This is a genomic window from Mesorhizobium sp. GW821-FHT04C10 (genome assembly GCF_059420305.1).
On record NZ_JBWKTL010000001.1, the window covers coordinates 6,354,096 to 6,369,088 of the forward strand.

At 63.3% G+C, this 14,993-nt stretch carries 13 protein-coding genes; 7 read left to right on the plus strand and 6 right to left on the minus strand.

All coding sequences use genetic code 11. The features are described from left to right. Window positions 1-286: 286 nt before the first annotated feature. From AC07UC_RS30505 to AC07UC_RS30535, 7 genes are all read left to right on the plus strand, one after another. Window positions 287-1,912: a class I adenylate-forming enzyme family protein gene (locus tag AC07UC_RS30505; RefSeq protein WP_494908441.1), complete on the plus strand. Its 1,626-nt coding sequence runs from the start codon at window positions 287-289 to the stop codon at window positions 1,910-1,912. After that, complete coding sequence (locus AC07UC_RS30510; RefSeq protein ID WP_494908442.1) at window positions 1,909-2,778, plus strand: cyclase family protein; 870 nt, start codon at window positions 1,909-1,911, stop codon at window positions 2,776-2,778. Before AC07UC_RS30505 ends, AC07UC_RS30510 begins: the two co-directional genes overlap by 4 nt. 20 nt (window positions 2,779-2,798) lie before the next feature. Further along, window positions 2,799-3,941 carry a CaiB/BaiF CoA transferase family protein gene (locus tag AC07UC_RS30515; RefSeq protein ID WP_494909010.1) on the plus strand — a complete coding sequence of 381 codons (1,143 nt, stop codon included), beginning with the start codon at window positions 2,799-2,801 and terminating at the stop codon, window positions 3,939-3,941. Window positions 3,942-4,011: 70 nt separating this feature from the next. Continuing rightward, a complete protein-coding gene (locus tag AC07UC_RS30520) occupies window positions 4,012-5,121 on the plus strand; it encodes a thiolase C-terminal domain-containing protein (RefSeq protein ID WP_494908443.1) in 1,110 nt (369 codons plus the stop codon). Continuing rightward, window positions 5,118-6,296: a thiolase family protein gene (locus tag AC07UC_RS30525; protein WP_494908444.1), complete on the plus strand. Its 1,179-nt coding sequence runs from the start codon at window positions 5,118-5,120 to the stop codon at window positions 6,294-6,296. Before AC07UC_RS30520 ends, AC07UC_RS30525 begins: the two co-directional genes overlap by 4 nt. A 44-nt stretch (window positions 6,297-6,340) precedes the next feature. Further along, entirely contained in the window at window positions 6,341-6,793 is a 453-nt protein-coding gene (locus tag AC07UC_RS30530; protein WP_140774982.1) for a Zn-ribbon domain-containing OB-fold protein, read from the plus strand. A 106-nt stretch (window positions 6,794-6,899) separates the two neighbouring features. Next, entirely contained in the window at window positions 6,900-7,529 is a 630-nt protein-coding gene (locus AC07UC_RS30535; protein ID WP_140774981.1) for a TetR/AcrR family transcriptional regulator, read from the plus strand. A 245-nt stretch (window positions 7,530-7,774) separates the two neighbouring features. On the opposite strand, the gene AC07UC_RS30540 is transcribed toward AC07UC_RS30535, so the two are convergent. From AC07UC_RS30540 to AC07UC_RS30565, 6 genes are all read right to left on the minus strand, one after another. Continuing rightward, window positions 7,775-8,893, minus strand: coding sequence for a branched-chain amino acid ABC transporter substrate-binding protein (locus AC07UC_RS30540; protein WP_494908445.1), 1,119 nt, complete (start codon window positions 8,891-8,893; stop codon window positions 7,775-7,777). A gap of 136 nt (window positions 8,894-9,029) precedes the next feature. After that, window positions 9,030-10,214: an acetyl-CoA C-acyltransferase gene (locus tag AC07UC_RS30545; RefSeq protein WP_494908446.1), complete on the minus strand. Its 1,185-nt coding sequence runs from the start codon at window positions 10,212-10,214 to the stop codon at window positions 9,030-9,032. Continuing rightward, window positions 10,201-11,340 carry a serine hydrolase domain-containing protein gene (locus tag AC07UC_RS30550; protein WP_494908447.1) on the minus strand — a complete coding sequence of 380 codons (1,140 nt, stop codon included), beginning with the start codon at window positions 11,338-11,340 and terminating at the stop codon, window positions 10,201-10,203. The genes AC07UC_RS30545 and AC07UC_RS30550 overlap by 14 nt, the downstream gene beginning before the upstream one ends. Before the next feature lie 9 nt (window positions 11,341-11,349). Beyond that, window positions 11,350-12,945 (minus strand): ABC transporter substrate-binding protein, encoded by a 1,596-nt coding sequence (locus tag AC07UC_RS30555; protein ID WP_494908448.1) that lies wholly within the window; start codon window positions 12,943-12,945, stop codon window positions 11,350-11,352. 110 nt (window positions 12,946-13,055) lie between these two features. Then, window positions 13,056-13,823 carry a 3-hydroxyacyl-CoA dehydrogenase gene (locus AC07UC_RS30560; RefSeq protein WP_494908449.1) on the minus strand — a complete coding sequence of 256 codons (768 nt, stop codon included), beginning with the start codon at window positions 13,821-13,823 and terminating at the stop codon, window positions 13,056-13,058. A gap of 130 nt (window positions 13,824-13,953) precedes the next feature. Continuing rightward, window positions 13,954-14,985 carry an AraC family transcriptional regulator gene (locus tag AC07UC_RS30565; RefSeq protein WP_494908450.1) on the minus strand — a complete coding sequence of 344 codons (1,032 nt, stop codon included), beginning with the start codon at window positions 14,983-14,985 and terminating at the stop codon, window positions 13,954-13,956. Window positions 14,986-14,993 lie beyond the last annotated feature (8 nt).

Sequence of the window (14,993 nt, forward strand, 5' to 3'; positions counted from 1 at the left end):
CGATCTCTGCAATTCGAATTTCGGAAGGTCCCACCTGCCCGAATGTCGTCGGGTCCCGCAAATCAATAGGAGCGTGGCATACCCCAGAATATGCTGGGCCACCTGTGCCAGCACGAGGCCGTTCGATGTGGGCGCGGTGCGAAAAAGGCCGCGCCTCGCGCCATTTGCGGGAGTTTGGCAGGGTCCTGACGGATCGGTTCCGTCAACTTGCATATCGGGTGAAACCTGCTAATACTCATCAGTAGATATTTACACTTACAGGTTTTCGGTGGGGGAATTCGCGTTGGTGGGAAAGGACATCACGGCTACGGAAACAGCGCCGCCGGCCTCGCGAAGCCTGCCCGATCTGCTGCGCGAGCAGGCCACCTTGCGTCCCAACGCGCTCGCTGTGATCGGCGAGCACGCACAGGCAAGCTTCGCCCGGCTGCACGAGCGCGCCACCAGGATTGCCGCTGCTTTGCGGCGCGACGGGACCGGCCGGACCAGCAGGGTCGGCATGCTTCTTGGCAACGGGCCGGAGTGGCTGGAGATATTCTTCGGCGCCTCGATGGCCGGCGCGGTCGTCGTGCCCTTCAGCACCTGGTCGACCAGGGCTGAACTCGAATTCCTTATTGGCGACTCGGCCATTACCGCACTTTTTGTCAGGCCGAGATTTCTCGACAGGGACTTCGAGGCCGATCTGGACGAGCTTTCCCGCGCCGGCCGGCTTGGCGCCTTGAAGACGATCGTCGTTCTCGCGCCCGACACGACCATCGGCCTCACCATGGACAGCTATCTGGATGGCATCGGCGATCCGGGAGCGTGGCCGGAGGAGGAAGGACCGGCGCCCTCCGACGACGCGGTCGTGCTCTACACATCCGGCTCTACAAGCCGGCCGAAAGGCGTTCGCCTGAAGCACTTCGGCATAATCGAGAACGGCTTCAACATCGGTGAACGGCAGGGGCTGCGGCCAGGCGACCGGGTGTTCCTGCCGACCCCTCTCTTCTGGTCCTACGGCGCCGCCAACGCGCTTCCCGCCACGTTCAGCCATGGGGCCTGCCTCGTGCTGCCGGATAGGTTCGAGCCCGGCGCGGCCTTGTCCATGATCGAGCGCGCGGGCTGCACGGCGATATACACGCTGCCGGCAATCACCAACGCGATGCTGAGGCACCCCGACTTCGATCGTTCGAGGACCAGAACGCTGCGCACCGGCCTCACCATCGGCAGTCCCCGGGATTTCCTCGCGGCCGTCGAGGATCTCGGCGTCAGCCGGCTGTGCAATGTCTACGGCGCGACCGAGACATACGGCAACTGTGCCGTGACCAGTCACGACTGGCCTTTGCAGCGACGCGCGAATTGCCAGGGCGAGCCGCTGCCTGGACAGAAATTCCGCTTCAGGGACGCAGAGACCGGGGCTCTTCTTGCATCCGGCCAGCCCGGCCTCGTCGAGGTTTCCGGCTATGTTTCGCCGGGATACTCGGGTGCCAGCGCTGCCCTCAATGCCGAGATTTTCACCGAGGACGGATATTACCGGACGGGCGATGTGGGCTTCCTCGATGCCGATGGTTCCTTCGTCTTCGTCGGCCGCGATTCCGACATGATCAAGCGCGCCGGCATCAACATATCGCCGGCCGAGATCGAAGACGTGATGAAGACGTCCGAGGGTGTGTCGCAGGCTGCCGTTGTCGGCGTGCCGGACGCGGAGCGGGGCGAACTGGTTGTCGCCTATGTCGTCGCGAAGGAAGGCGCTGCCGTGAGCCCGGCGCGACTTCTCGATCACTGCCGCGTGCAACTCTCCAAATACAAGCTTCCGGACCGGATCGAGGTCGTCGAAGCGTTGCCGCTCACCGCCACGGGCAAGCTTCAGCGCAAGGAGCTCAAGAAGGCCGCCACGACGTTGCTGGCGCAGGAACTCCAGGCAACCTCGACATGAAGAACGCGTGGGGCAAATGGGGCGGCGCCGACGAACGCGGCGCGCTCAACCTGATCGGCGCGGCGGATGTGCGCGGCGCCGCGCAGTTGGTCCGGCAAGGCAAGGCATTGAGCCTGGCGCAGCAGATTTCGCCGACGATGGCCGTGCCGAAAAGCAGGCCCGGCATGATGCACTTCATGAATCGCGACGGCGGCGACTATGCCGCCGGCCGGCGCCGCCCGGGTGGCTTCCAGGTCGCCGACGACACCGTGGTCATGCCTCTCCACGCAGGGACGCATATCGATGCGCTTTGCCACTGCTGGTACGACGATACGCTCTACAACGGCTTTGCGGCGACCGAGGTCAAAAGCAACGGCGCGGCGAAGCTCGGCGTCGACAGGCTCGGACCGATTGCCGCCAGAGGCGTGCTTCTGGATTTCGTTGGGTTGAACGGCGCCCCGCTGCATGACGGGTTCGCGATCGGGCCGCAGATGCTGGCCGCGGCAATCGAACGCGCCGGGCTGGTCCTGCGCCAGGGCGACGCCGTGCTTCTGCGGACGGGCTGGCAGGAGCGTTCACAGGCCGGCGAGGCGGTCAATTTCGACAACGAGCCCGGCCTTGACCTGGACGCGGCCCTGGTGCTCGCCGAAGGCGGCGTGGCGCTTGTCGGCGCTGACAACTTCGCGGTGGAAGTACTCCCCTTCAGCGAGGGCACGGTATTTCCGGTACATCAGCGGCTGATCCGTGACTATGGCATACCCCTGCTCGAGGGGCTGGTGCTCGCGCCGCTCGCCGAGGAAGGGCTCTCGGAATTTCTCTTCGTCGCCGCCGCGCTGCCGATCCGCGGCGCGACAGGGAGCCCTCTCAACCCGGTGGCAATCCTGTGAGCTGGAACCCTTCGCCAACCGTGCCGGCGGGGTCGGCCCTCGCGACCTTTCTTGCTGGCGTCCGGGTCCTCGATCTTTCGCAATACATTCCAGGCCCTCTGGCTACGCTGCTTCTCGCCGACATGGGGGCCGAGGTGTTGAAGGTCGAGCCCCCGAGGGGAGATGAAATGCGCACGCTCGGCCCGCGCGACGCGCTCGGCCGACCGATCTTCTACAACAGCTTGAACGCCGGAAAGACCGTAAAGCGGCTCGACCTCAAGGACGACGCCGACCGCTCCGTGTTCCTCGATCTGGCGCGCTCCGCGGATGTCGTCGTCGAGGGGTTTCGCCCCGGTGTCCTCGAGCGTCTCGGCGTCGGCTACGAAGTCCTGAAGAGCGTCAATCCCAGGATCGTGCTGTGCTCGATCAACGGCTACGGAGCGCGTTCCGCCTATGCCGCCAAGGCTGGCCACGACGCCAACTACCTGGCGCTGAAGGGCATGCTCGACCGTAACGGCACGGACAAGCCGATATTCTTCGATCCACCTGTTTCCGATGTCGCCGGATCGTTGTTTGCCGCAATCGCGATCCTCGGCGCTTTGCATGGCCGCGTCAGAACCGGCAAGGGATGCGCGATAGACCTGGCGCTGGCGGACACGGCAATGCCCCTCCAACTGATTCAGATTGCCGCCTACGGTGCCAACGGCACGATCCCTGCCCGGGGTGAAACCTATCTCAACGGCGGCGCCGCCTACTATCAGGTCTATGCGACCCGTGACGGACGATACGTCGTCCTTGGAGCGATCGAGCCGAAGTTCTGGGAGGCTTTCTGCAACACCGCGCGACGCCCCGACTGGATCGCGAGACAGCTCGAGGCCATGCCGCAGCATGCGCTCCGCGACGCGGTCGCTTCGTTCTTCTCGTCGTTGTCGAAGGCCGAGATCGAGGCGCGGTTTCAGGATGTCGATTGCTGCCTGTCGATCGTCAACGACCTTGGCGAGGCCCTGGCCGACGTCCACACCGTGGAGCGCGGTCTTGTGCGCCGAAACGCCGAAGGCGATCTGCAGGCGCTGTTTCCCGCCCTGATCGACGGAACTCCCCCTTCGCCGCGCAGCCCTCTCTCGCAGACCGATCACCCGCGACCGGCAGCCGCCGGCGCTTCAACCGCCCATGACCGGACATGATCGAAAAGGTGCCTAACCCATGGCCTTGAACAGACGAACCGCAGTGATCGGCAGTGCGATCAAAGCGCCAGTGGCAGACGAAGGGAAATCGCTCGAAGAGCTTCTCTTCGACATCTCCCAGGAGGCCATGCGGGATGCCGGCCTGACCGCCGACGAGATCGACGGCATCGTCGTTGCCTCCAACGACCAGTTCGACGGTCGCGCGATTTCCGTGATGGCCGCTTCCGGATCTGTAGGCGGCGTTGATCGCGATATCCTGTCGACGCCCTCCGCCAGCGAGCATGCTTTCGTGATGGGCGTGCTTCGCGTCGCCTCCGGCCAGTACGAGACGCATCTTGTCGTCTCCTGGAGCCCCGTCGAGGCATCCTCCCTGTCGGAGGCGCAGCGTCTGGGCGCCGACCCCTACTTCCATCGGGCGCTCCCCCTGGACGAGTTGTCCGGCGCCGCGCTTCAGGCTTCAGCGATTCTGGCATCGCGTCCCGAGGCCGCCGAACTCGCCAAACGGCTCTCCGCGCGCAATCGCGCCAATGGAAAGCACGCCTACCCCGAGGCTGTCGCGGGCAGCTCCGAAACTTCCTCGACGCAGGCTGGGCGCTGGCCGATCGAAAAGGACATGGTTTCGCGCCCGGTCCTCGGCGCCGTGGCCATGGTGATCGCCTCGGAAGACTACGTTGCGCGACACAAGCTCGATAACGTCGCCTGGGTGCGCGGCATGGGTTGGGCAACGGAACCTGGCTTCCTTGGCGATCGTGACCTCTCCACGGCGCCCGCACTCGTGGAAGCGGCCCGCCGCGCCTATGCGGAGGCCGGGCTTTCCGATCCGCGCAAGGCCCTGGATGTCGTGGAACTGACCGACATCAGCCCATATCAGGAGTTGCTCGCCTACGACGCGCTCGGCCTTTCCGAGAAATCAAAGTGGCAGGACGATGTGGCATCAGGCGTCTTCGATCGCGGCGGCGACCTCCCCGTCAATCCCTCGGGTGGCGTCGCAACCATCAACCCGGTCTTCTGCACCGGCCTCATCCGCATCGCCGAAGCGGCCCGGCAGATACAGGGCAAGGCCGGGCGCCACCAGATCAACAACGCCCGGACGGCACTCGGACATGCGGCAAGCGGCTTCGCCATGATGTACCAGACCGTGCTCGTGCTCGGGCAGAACAAGGACGGAGCACTGGCATGAGCGCGCCAAGAGTTGGAATCATCGGCATCGGCCAATCCGCCTTCAAGGCGCGCCGTGACGATGCAAGCTACCCGGACCTCGTGCGCGAGGCGGTGAACCAGGCCTTGACCGGCGCCGCGCTCGAACTCGATGACATCGAAGCGATCGTCTATTCCCTGTCGCCCGACGCGATGGTCGGCATCGGCAACGCCGAGCGCCTGGGGGTGGACGCCGTCGGCGGCAGGAACAAGCGCTTCCTGCGCATCAACACGGGCGGGGCGACCGGGATTTCGAGCGTTGCGGCAGCCTATTATCATATCGCGGCCGGAGCGTGCGACGTGGTCATGACGGCCGGGGCCGACAAGGTCGGCGAGTGCGGGGATTCGCAAACCGTCCTGAACAAGATCTGGGATCCGATCTACGAGCGGCCGCTGCCTCTCGGCACCATCACCATGCTTGCGATGTCGGGGATCCGCTACGCCGACAAATACAGCATGACCCAAGAGGACATGGCGCGGGTCGTGGTCAAGAACCGGAAGCATGCTTCGCTCAATCCGAACGCCCACCTCCGCAAGGAGGTGACGGTCGACGAGGTGATGGCGTCGCGTTGCATATCGTGGCCGATCAAGCTGATGGATTGCTGCCCGCAGTCCAGCGGCGGCGGCGCGATGGTGCTGGCCTCGGAGAAGTACATCAAGGAGAACCGCCTGGACGCCGTCTGGATCACCGGCGTCGGACATTGCTCCGAGACATACTATCTCGGCGATCGCATGGGCCGCGGCTTTACCGCCGACCATGCCGACGCCTATGCGCTGCGAAATTCCTTCCAGCGTGCCTACAAGATGGCCGGCATCACCAACGCGCGAAAGCAGGTCGATGTCGCCGAGCTCTACGCGCCTTTCAGCAACACCGAATACCATTCGATCGAAGCGGCTGATCTCGCGGACCTCGGCGGAGCCGTGGCCGGCGTGAACGAAGGACGCTTCTCGATCGGCGGCGACATACCGGTCAACCCGTCGGGAGGCACGCTCTGCACCAATGCGATCGCGGTAACCGCCATGATCCGGGTGGCAGAGATAGCGCTCCAGGTTTCCGGCCGGGCCGGCGGGCACCAGGTCAAGGGAGCAAAGATCGGCATCGCGAGCGGCAATGGCGGCGACCACCAGTTCTTTGGAACGATGGTCGTGGAAGCCTGATCTCGCCGGACACCTCAAATTTCCTCGATACAAGGACGAAAGAAATGGAACTTCTGAAGCGCCGCGAGGCCTGGAACATCACCTACACCCACGCACTCGGCGAAACGGCGAGCTGGTTTTACGTTCAGGTCCGCGACAACGCCAAGATCTACGGCAAGCGTTGCGGCAAGACGGGCCGTGTCCTGGTGCCGCCGCGCGCCTTCTCCGACCAGACGCTCGAACCGACGACCGACTGGGTCGAAGTAGGCCCCGGCGGCCGCATCGAGACGTTCACGATTGTCTACGAGGAATTCCAGAACCTGCCGCCGCCGCCCTACGCCTTCGGCTATGTGATGCTGGACGGCGCGGACACGGCGATAGGCGGCTTCTTCAAGGGCGTGAATCTGTCCGATGCGGCAAAGGCGGCCGAACTGCTCAAGGTCGGCACGCGCGTCACGACGAAATTCGCCGAGCAGCGCAAGGGCGACATGCTGGACTTCTGGTTCGAGCGCGCCTGACGCAGGGCTGACAACCGGCGGCATATGTGACCAGACAGGTGTATGACGTTCAGCAGGAATCGAATAAGGAAAAATCTGCTTCCGCCGTCGGGAAAGTTTAAGTCCTATGCCACAGACAAACATGGGAATACGCGACGAGATCGCCGCGTTGAAAAGGACCCGAATACTCGCGGCGGCGGCCGATCTTTTTTATGAAAACGGCTACGAGAACACGACGCTGGACGCCGTTGCGGAACGTTTGGGTGTCTCAAAGCCGTTCATATATGCCCATTTCAATTCCAAGGCCGACCTTCTCGCGGATATCTGTTCGCGCGGTATCGCCTCATCCCTGGAGGCGCTGGATCAGGCATTGTCGACCGATGCCTCGCCGGGACAGAAGCTGGAGATGCTGAGCAAAGGCTTCGTCACCGCTGTGCTCAAGGCCCAGACCTATATCGCGATATTCTCCCGCGAGGAAAAGAACCTGCTTCCGGAGGATTTCGACCGCATCAACGACATGCGTCGCGAATTCGATCGCAAGCTGACCAACTTGCTGCGCCAAGGCGTCGATATCGGAGAATTCACCATGTCGGACCCGCATATAGCCGCGCTGGGCATCGGGGGCATGGTGAGTTGGGCTTACGTCTGGTACCGCAAGGAAGGGCGCCTTTCGATCGCGGAAGTCGCGGACGAGCTCACCAAGGTCATCCTTGCCATCGTCCAGTACCGTCCCCGGACAGGCAAGCGGTCGCGCTGACCGTCACGTCGGTCGAATAAACGCGGCGAGGAGCCCGCCCATAAGGAAGTTCTCGGATGTCAGGCGACCTCGCGGCCTGGCTGGTGAGCGAAATCCCCCGGACCTTGGTGGCAATCGCCGCGAGGAAGTAGAGGCTGTTCTGGCCGGCGGAATGGATGCTTGCCAGGGATTCTTCGAGTTCGATCCCACAAGATGCCCGGCCTTGACACCGGGCATCTTTGAAAATGAAAATGGATCTTCAGTCCTTATTTTTCGAAATAAGTGGGTTTTCCGTCCGCACCTTTCTTCCATTCGTAAATGACGTAGTCCGGGCGCGTCGGGTCGCCCTTCGCGTCGTAACCAAAGTCGCCGATGGCGGTGCTGAACGGACCGTTCGCCTTGAGGGCGTCGGCCACCTTGTGCGCGTCGTCGGCGGAGCCTGTTTTTGCGATTGCGGCGGCGATAACCTGGACGGCGGCGTAGGAGTATAGTGTATAGGCCTCCGGCTCGAAGCCGGCAGCGCGGAATTTCTCGACGATACCCTTGGCGGCCGGATTCTTGCGCGGGTCCGGGCCGAAAGTGTTGAGTGTGCCGATTACGGCGTCACCGGCGATCGCGGCGAGTTCGTTCGATACCATGCCATCGCCCGAGAAAAGCGTTGCCTTCAGACCCTGATCGGCTGATTGGCGCATGATCAGGCCGGCCTCGGTGTGCAGACCGCCGAAGTAGATCAACGTAACTCCGGCCTCCTTCATCTTTGCGATCAGCGCCGAGAAGTCCTTGTCGCCGATATTGATACCTTCATACAGCACTTCCTTGATACCGTCGGCGTTCAACACGCCTTTCGTTACGTCGACAAGTCCTTGCCCGTATGGGGTCTTGTCGTGGACGATGGCAATTTTGGCATCTTTGAAGTTCGCAGCAATGTAGCCGCCGGCCACCTTTCCCTGCTGGTCGTCGCGTCCGCAGGTGCGGAACGTGTTCCACAGGCCGCGCTCTGTGAACTGCGGGTTGGTGGACGCGGGGCTGATCTCGAGGACACCGTTTTCGGCATAGACTTCCGATGCCGGGATCGAGACGCCCGAGTTGAAGTGGCCGACCACGAACTTGACCCCGTCGCCGACGAACTTGTTGGCCACCGAGATACCCTGTTTCGGATCGGAGACATCGTCCCCGACCTCGATCCTGATCTGCTGGCCGAGGAGACCGCCGGCTGCGTTGATGTCCGCGGCCGCCTGTTCGGCGCCCTTCTGGAACTGTGCGCCAAAGGCGGCGTTCGGACCAGTTATCGGGCCGGCAACGCCGATCACAATGTCGGCCCAGGCGGCACCACTGGACACGCTCAGCGCGATCAGGGCGATCGAATGCAAAAGTAGTTTCTTCATGGATTAACGCTCCCATTAGCATTGTGGACGCTGGTTGGTACTTTCATGCGATGCCCACGTTTGACGCAGAAAGCTGACGGAGATCCGTGCCGCCGCCGTTCCCTCTTCGGGCGGCGCCAATGGGTCTCCGGATCGTTCAGGACATGAGTTCCACCGCCAGGGCAGTGGCCTCGCCACCACCGATACAGACAGAGGCAATTCCGCGTTTCAGGCGATGTTTTCGAAGTGCGTAAATGAGCGTGACAATCACACGTGCGCCCGACGCGCCGATGGGATGGCCGAGCGCACACGCGCCGCCGTGAACGTTCACTTTGTCCGGTGGCAGGTTGAGGTCGCGCGCAGCCGCCATCGGCACCACCGCGAATGCCTCATTGATCTCGAAGAGATCCACGCCCTCGAGATCCCAATTGATGTGTTGGCAAAGCTTTCGGATGGCTCCAACAGGCGCGGTCGCGAAAAGATGGGGTGATTGCGCGTATGTGGCATGCCCCCGGATTGCCGCAAGCGGGGTAACGCCGCTTTTATCCGCCTGCGAACGGCGCATGAGCACGAGTGCCGCGGCACCATCCGAAATCGACGAGGAATTCGCCGCCGTCACCGTACCGCCCTCCCGGAAGGCAGGTTTCAGCATTGGAATCTTTTCGATCTTGGACTTTGCGGGCTGTTCGTCCTCGCTGATGTCGGCGTTGCCTGCCATCAGCGCGACGGGGGCGATCTCTTCCATAAAGCTGCCGTCAACAATGGCGTTTCGCGCCTTCTCAAGGGAGGCAACGGCAAATGCATCCTGGGCGCCTCGGGTAAATTGGTAGGCCTCGGCACAGTCCTCGGCAAAGGTCCCCATGAGCCGCCCTTTGTCATAGGCATCCTCCAGGCCATCAAGGAACATATGATCGACAATCCTGTCGTGCCCCATGCGATAGCCGGAGCGCGCGCGCTCGAGCAGGTAAGGCGCGTTGCTCATGCTCTCCATGCCGCCCGCTACGATGGCGGCCGCGGACCCGCTGACGATAAGGTCGTGCGCAAGCATGGCCGACTTCATGCCGGAACCACACATCTTGTTTACCGTCGTGGCACCGACGCCCAATGGGAGGCCTGCTCCGAGGGCTGCCTGACGCGCGGGGGCCTGGCCCTGACCGGCAGTCAGAACGCAGCCAAGCAGCACCTCATCAACCAGTCCGATGTCGATCCCGGACCGCCCGAGGGCGGCACGGATGGCGGTCGCACCAAGCTCCACGGCGGTGACGTTCTTTAAGTTCCCTTGAAACCCGCCAAGTGGCGTCCTGGCTGCCCCGACGATAACGACCGGATCACGCGTGTTCACCTTCGCCTCCCCTCGCCTGTGGTTGGATCGCCAGGATGGCCTGGTCGACAACCGCATGGAGGCCACTGGCATGGAAGGACATGCGGTTGCCCGATCCGACATTGCTGGTCATGGCAATGGTCAGCCCGCTTTCGGGATCATGCTGCATGACACAGACATAGCCCGGGACGCTGCCCTGGTGGCCGTAGAACGCTCGGCCGCCATAGGCACTCCGGAACATGCCGGCGCCGGTTTCGCGCATGCGGGTACCGGGGAAGGAGGCCGGCACCCGCGAGCCGAACATCTCCTCGAACCATGGGGACGACATCACCTCGCCGGCAAACAACCCGCGCAGGAAGGCGACGAGATCGCTTGGCGTGGAGACCATGTCGCCCAGGCCATATGCGGCTGAATAGGGAAATGTATCGGACGAATCCTGCAACGCATCCGAATAGGCCAGCACCCCATCCATGCGCCACATCTCGCCTCCCAAGGCGATGTCTCTGGTTGCATCCGCTGGCTGTGGAGGACGATGATAGTAGCCCCGCACCAGCCGCTCGGCTGGATAGGCTTCGGTGGCTGGCGACCAGGTATCGTGCAGTCCAAGAGGCCCGAGCACTAGCTGGCGAACGCAGGCGCCGAGAGACTGGCCGGTGACCTCTTCGATCAGCAGGCCCGCCAGGACGTAGCCGGTGTTGTTGTAGACGGCTGGGCCGCCGGGCGCCTTCTGACCGCCCACCTCGAAAGCGATGCCGATGAGTTCGTGCGGTTTCCAGACCCGGCCTGGGTCCATCGGTATCTCATACTCGAATTCCGGCAGGCCGCTGCGATGATTGACCAGTTGCCGCACCGAAATCCGTTCCGCGCCAGGGAGGTCGGGGAACCAGTGCGAGATCGGTGCTCCGAGGTTGATCTTGCCGTCCTCGGCCAACCGGACGAGCGCGGCGACGACGAACGTCTTGGTGCAGCTCCCGATCTTGAAGAGCCTATCGGGCGTAACGGCCGTGCCATCGCACCGGTCCGCCACTCCCGCAGTGACGACTTCCGTAGGTCCTCCTGCCACGGCGAAGGCAAGCGAGGCCCCTACCGCACCCTGGTCGATATAGTCGGCGAGCAAACGGCCGAGCTCATCCACTGTTCTGGTCATCCGCGCCTCCTACTCAGCGATGTCGACGCGCGCGAAATTCTGGCGGCCGAACGGATCCATCACATAGTTCAGCACGCTCTTGCGCACCGGGATCGACACGACGGAATGCGCGATCGGCACCCCGGGAACCTCGGTCTTCACGATCTCCTGCGCCTGGCGATATATCTCGGCGCGCTTGGCGGGATCGGACTCGGCGCGGCCCTGCTGCAACAGCCTGTCGAAATCCTTGTCGCACCAGCGCGAGCGGTTGGAGCCGCCGGCGACGCCATCGCAGCTCAGCATGTAACTGAGCAAATTGTCGGGATCGCCATTGTCGCTGCTGCCCCCGAGCAGGAAACTGTCGTGCTCGCCGGCCGAGGTGCGCTTGAGATACTCGCCCCACTCATACGAAACGATGGCGGACGTCACGCCGACCGCGGCCCAGTCGGCCTGGATCATCTCGGCCATGCGCCGGGCATTGGGATTGTAAGGCCGCGAGACGGGCATCGCCCACAGGCTGATCGACAGGCCGCTTTCATAGCCGGCTTGCTTCAGCAGTTTCCTCGCGCCTTCGGGATCATAGTCGATGGCGGCGTCCTTGATGGCGCCGAGCTGCGCCGGCGGCACCATGCTGCCGGCCAACCTGCCGGAACCCTGGTAGACCGCCTCGACGATCGCCTTGCGGTCTATCGCCTTGGCAAGCGCGGTGCGCACCCTCACATCGCCGAATGGCTTGTGCTCGACGTTGAAGCCGAGGACGCCGACGTTCTGTCCCTCGATCTGGTGGACGTCGATGTCGGGATCGCTCTTCAGGTCAGCGACGGAGGATGGGGGCGGCAACGCGGCGACCTGGCATTCATTGGCCTTCAGCCGCTCGACCCGCGTCGTCGGCTCCGGCGTGATGGCAAAGACCAGCGTGTCGATCTTGGGTGCACCGCCCCAGTAATCCTGGTTGGCGGCGTAGCGGATCTGATTGTCGGCGACATAAGCCTGAAGCACGAACGGTCCGGTGCCGACCGGCTCCCTGTCGATCAGCTCAGGGGTGCCGGCGGCGACCATCTTCTGCGTCTGCTCCAGCGACAGGATCGACATGGCGTCGAGCGCGATGCCGGACAGGAAGGTCACGTTGGGAGCGTTCAAGGTGAAGCGTACCGTGCTGTCGTCGTCCTTCTCGATCCTGTCGATCATCGAGCCGAGGCCGGCGGCGGCGAACATCTCATAAGAGCCGTTGCCGAGCTTGTGGTAGGGATTGTTCGGGTCCCGCTGGCGGTTGAATGTGTAAAGCACGTCGTCGGCGTCGAAGTTGCGCGTTGGGGTGAAATGCGCACTCGATTGAAATTTGACGCCGTGGCGCAGGTGAAACGTGTAGGTCTTGCCGTCCGGCGAAACATCCCAGCTTTCGGCCAGCGCGGGCCCGATCTCGGTGGAGCCCGGCTTGAACTCGACCAGCCGGTTGAAGATGGTCTTGGCGGCCGCATCCATGGTGGAGTCGGCGGTGCTGGTCATCGGGGTGAAGGTTTCGGGGCTGGCCTCCGAGCAGTAGACAAGCGTCTTTGCGGACACCTGTCCCGCAACGAGGATCGACGACGCAAGGATGGCGACACGCAGGAGGGACAAAGGCTTCATGTCAGGAACTCTCCCATTCTGGTTTCGGGTCATCGGCTGCGAAACGCAGGGACATTGACCCGCATCGAAATTCCGGCTGCCAACCGCCAGGACACGAGGCCATCGCGGGATCAGCGCGGCGCCATGCGCAGCGCGCCGTCGAGGCGGATTACCTCGCCATTCAGCATCGTGTTCTCGCAGATGTGCTTCACCAGCCCGGCGTACTCATCCGGACGGCCAAGGCGCGGCGGAAACGGCACACTAGCGCCGAGAGCATCCCGCACATCCTGCGACATGGCGGCCATCATCGGTGTTTCAAAGATGCCAGGGGCTATGGTGGCGACGCGCACGCCATAGCGCGCCAGTTCCCGCGCGACCGGAAGCGTAAGTGCCGCGACGCCGCCCTTTGACGCCGCATAGGCCGCCTGGCCGATCTGCCCGTCGAATGCGGCGATCGAAGCCGTATTTATGATCACCCCGCGCTCGCCCTCGGCGTCGGGTTCCCCCTTCACCATCAGATCGGCGGCAAGCCGCACCATGTTGAAGGTCCCGACGAGGTTGATGGCAATCGTGCGTGCAAATCTTTCCAGACTGTGGGGTTCGCCGCGGCCGATCACCTTTTCGCCTGGCGCCACACCGGCGCAATTCACCAGGCCATGGACGTGGCCAAAGGCATTCCTCGCGAGCTCGATGGCGGCGGCCCCGTCAGCCTCACTGGTGACGTCGGCCCGTTGAAAGCGCACCGCGCCGCCAATCTCCGAGGCCAGTCTTTCGCCAGCCGCGGCATTCACGTCTATCGCCAGGACGCTTGCGCCCTCCTGCGCAAACATGCGTGTGACCGCCGCTCCCAATCCGGAACCTGCGCCGGTGACCAGAAAGACTTTATCCTTGATCCGCATTGCAACATGTCCGGGCGAGAGTTTCTCGCCCGGACATGTTGCAATGAAGCAAAGTGGCATACGATGACCGAAGCGTTCAGATTTGATGATCGGTTTTGCAATGTTTGCTGCCCGGTGCGGTCTGCGCGCGTCACGTCACCGAAGTCGCCGACGAATTGTCTGTCGCCTTGAGCCCGGAGGCGGCCTCCCGGCGAAACGAAGCGGGGCTTTTGCCAGTCCATTTCTGAAATGCCCGATGGAAGGCACTTGGTTCGGAAAAGCCGATATCGGCTGCCAGATCGGCCACGGTTCGATTTCCGCCAAGCAGGGCTTCCATCGCCAAGGCCCTGCGCATTTCGTCCTTGATGGAACGATAGCTCTGCCCCTCCGACTGCAATCGGCGGCGCAAGGTCGGCGCCTGCATGCGCATGCCCGCGGCGAGGCTCTCGAAACTCGGCCAAGCGGATGGAACCGTCATGTGAAGGCGGCCGCGGATGGCGGTCGAGAGTCCCGCATCATGGCGGTAGCGCACCAGAATATTGGCGGGCGCCTGGCGCAGGAATTCCCGCAATGCGCATGCGTCCCGGATAGTCGGCAGATTCAGGAAGTCGGCGTCGAAGACAAGACGACTCTCCGGCTGATCGAACCGCACAGGTGCGCCGAAAAACAGACGGTAATCGGTTCCGGCGGGCGGTGCGCTGCACTTGAAATCGACCCACCGGATCGGCAGGCGGCGGCCCACCAGCCAGCAGTTCACGCCATGGACGATGATCCAGAAGGTGCGATAGGCGAAGGCCGATCTTAGCGGACCGGCATCCTTCAACGTCACCTCGGCAAGGCCGTCCTTGATGATCAGTTCGCCGTGGGGATCATCAAGAACCGCGCGCAGGAATCGCAGGCCTCGCCGCAACGCATGCTCCAGGTTCTCGGTTGACAGGACTGCCTGACATAGCAACGCAAAACTGCCCGCCCGCATCGGCCGGGCGCCTTCGCCGAAAAACTCGTCGTCCATGGTCTCGGCGACGGCGTGCCAGAGGGCGCCGTATTGCTGCGCTGAGATCGGTTCGGTAATGACTGGCGGCAGCCCCACCTTGGCCAGCAGGGGCTCGATCTGCACATTGTGGCGGCGAAGGCATTCGAGCGTATCGTCCATGAAGCAGGGAGCGATCATCCGGCGTTCCATCGCTTGAA

What these genes read in the sequence shown, in the direction of transcription:
- AC07UC_RS30525 (WP_494908444.1), top strand. Translation starts at nt 5,118, where the DNA reads ATGAGCGCGCCAAGAGTTGGAATCATCGGCATCGGCCAATCCGCCTTC.
- AC07UC_RS30560 (WP_494908449.1), bottom strand. Translation starts at nt 13,823, where the DNA reads ATGCGGATCAAGGATAAAGTCTTTCTGGTCACCGGCGCAGGTTCCGGA.
- AC07UC_RS30510 (WP_494908442.1), top strand. Translation starts at nt 1,909, where the DNA reads ATGAAGAACGCGTGGGGCAAATGGGGCGGCGCCGACGAACGCGGCGCG.
- AC07UC_RS30540 (WP_494908445.1), bottom strand. Translation starts at nt 8,893, where the DNA reads ATGAAGAAACTACTTTTGCATTCGATCGCCCTGATCGCGCTGAGCGTG.
- AC07UC_RS30565 (WP_494908450.1), bottom strand. Translation starts at nt 14,985, where the DNA reads ATGGAACGCCGGATGATCGCTCCCTGCTTCATGGACGATACGCTCGAA.
- AC07UC_RS30535 (WP_140774981.1), top strand. Translation starts at nt 6,900, where the DNA reads ATGCCACAGACAAACATGGGAATACGCGACGAGATCGCCGCGTTGAAA.
- AC07UC_RS30550 (WP_494908447.1), bottom strand. Translation starts at nt 11,340, where the DNA reads ATGACCAGAACAGTGGATGAGCTCGGCCGTTTGCTCGCCGACTATATC.
- AC07UC_RS30530 (WP_140774982.1), top strand. Translation starts at nt 6,341, where the DNA reads ATGGAACTTCTGAAGCGCCGCGAGGCCTGGAACATCACCTACACCCAC.
- AC07UC_RS30555 (WP_494908448.1), bottom strand. Translation starts at nt 12,945, where the DNA reads ATGAAGCCTTTGTCCCTCCTGCGTGTCGCCATCCTTGCGTCGTCGATC.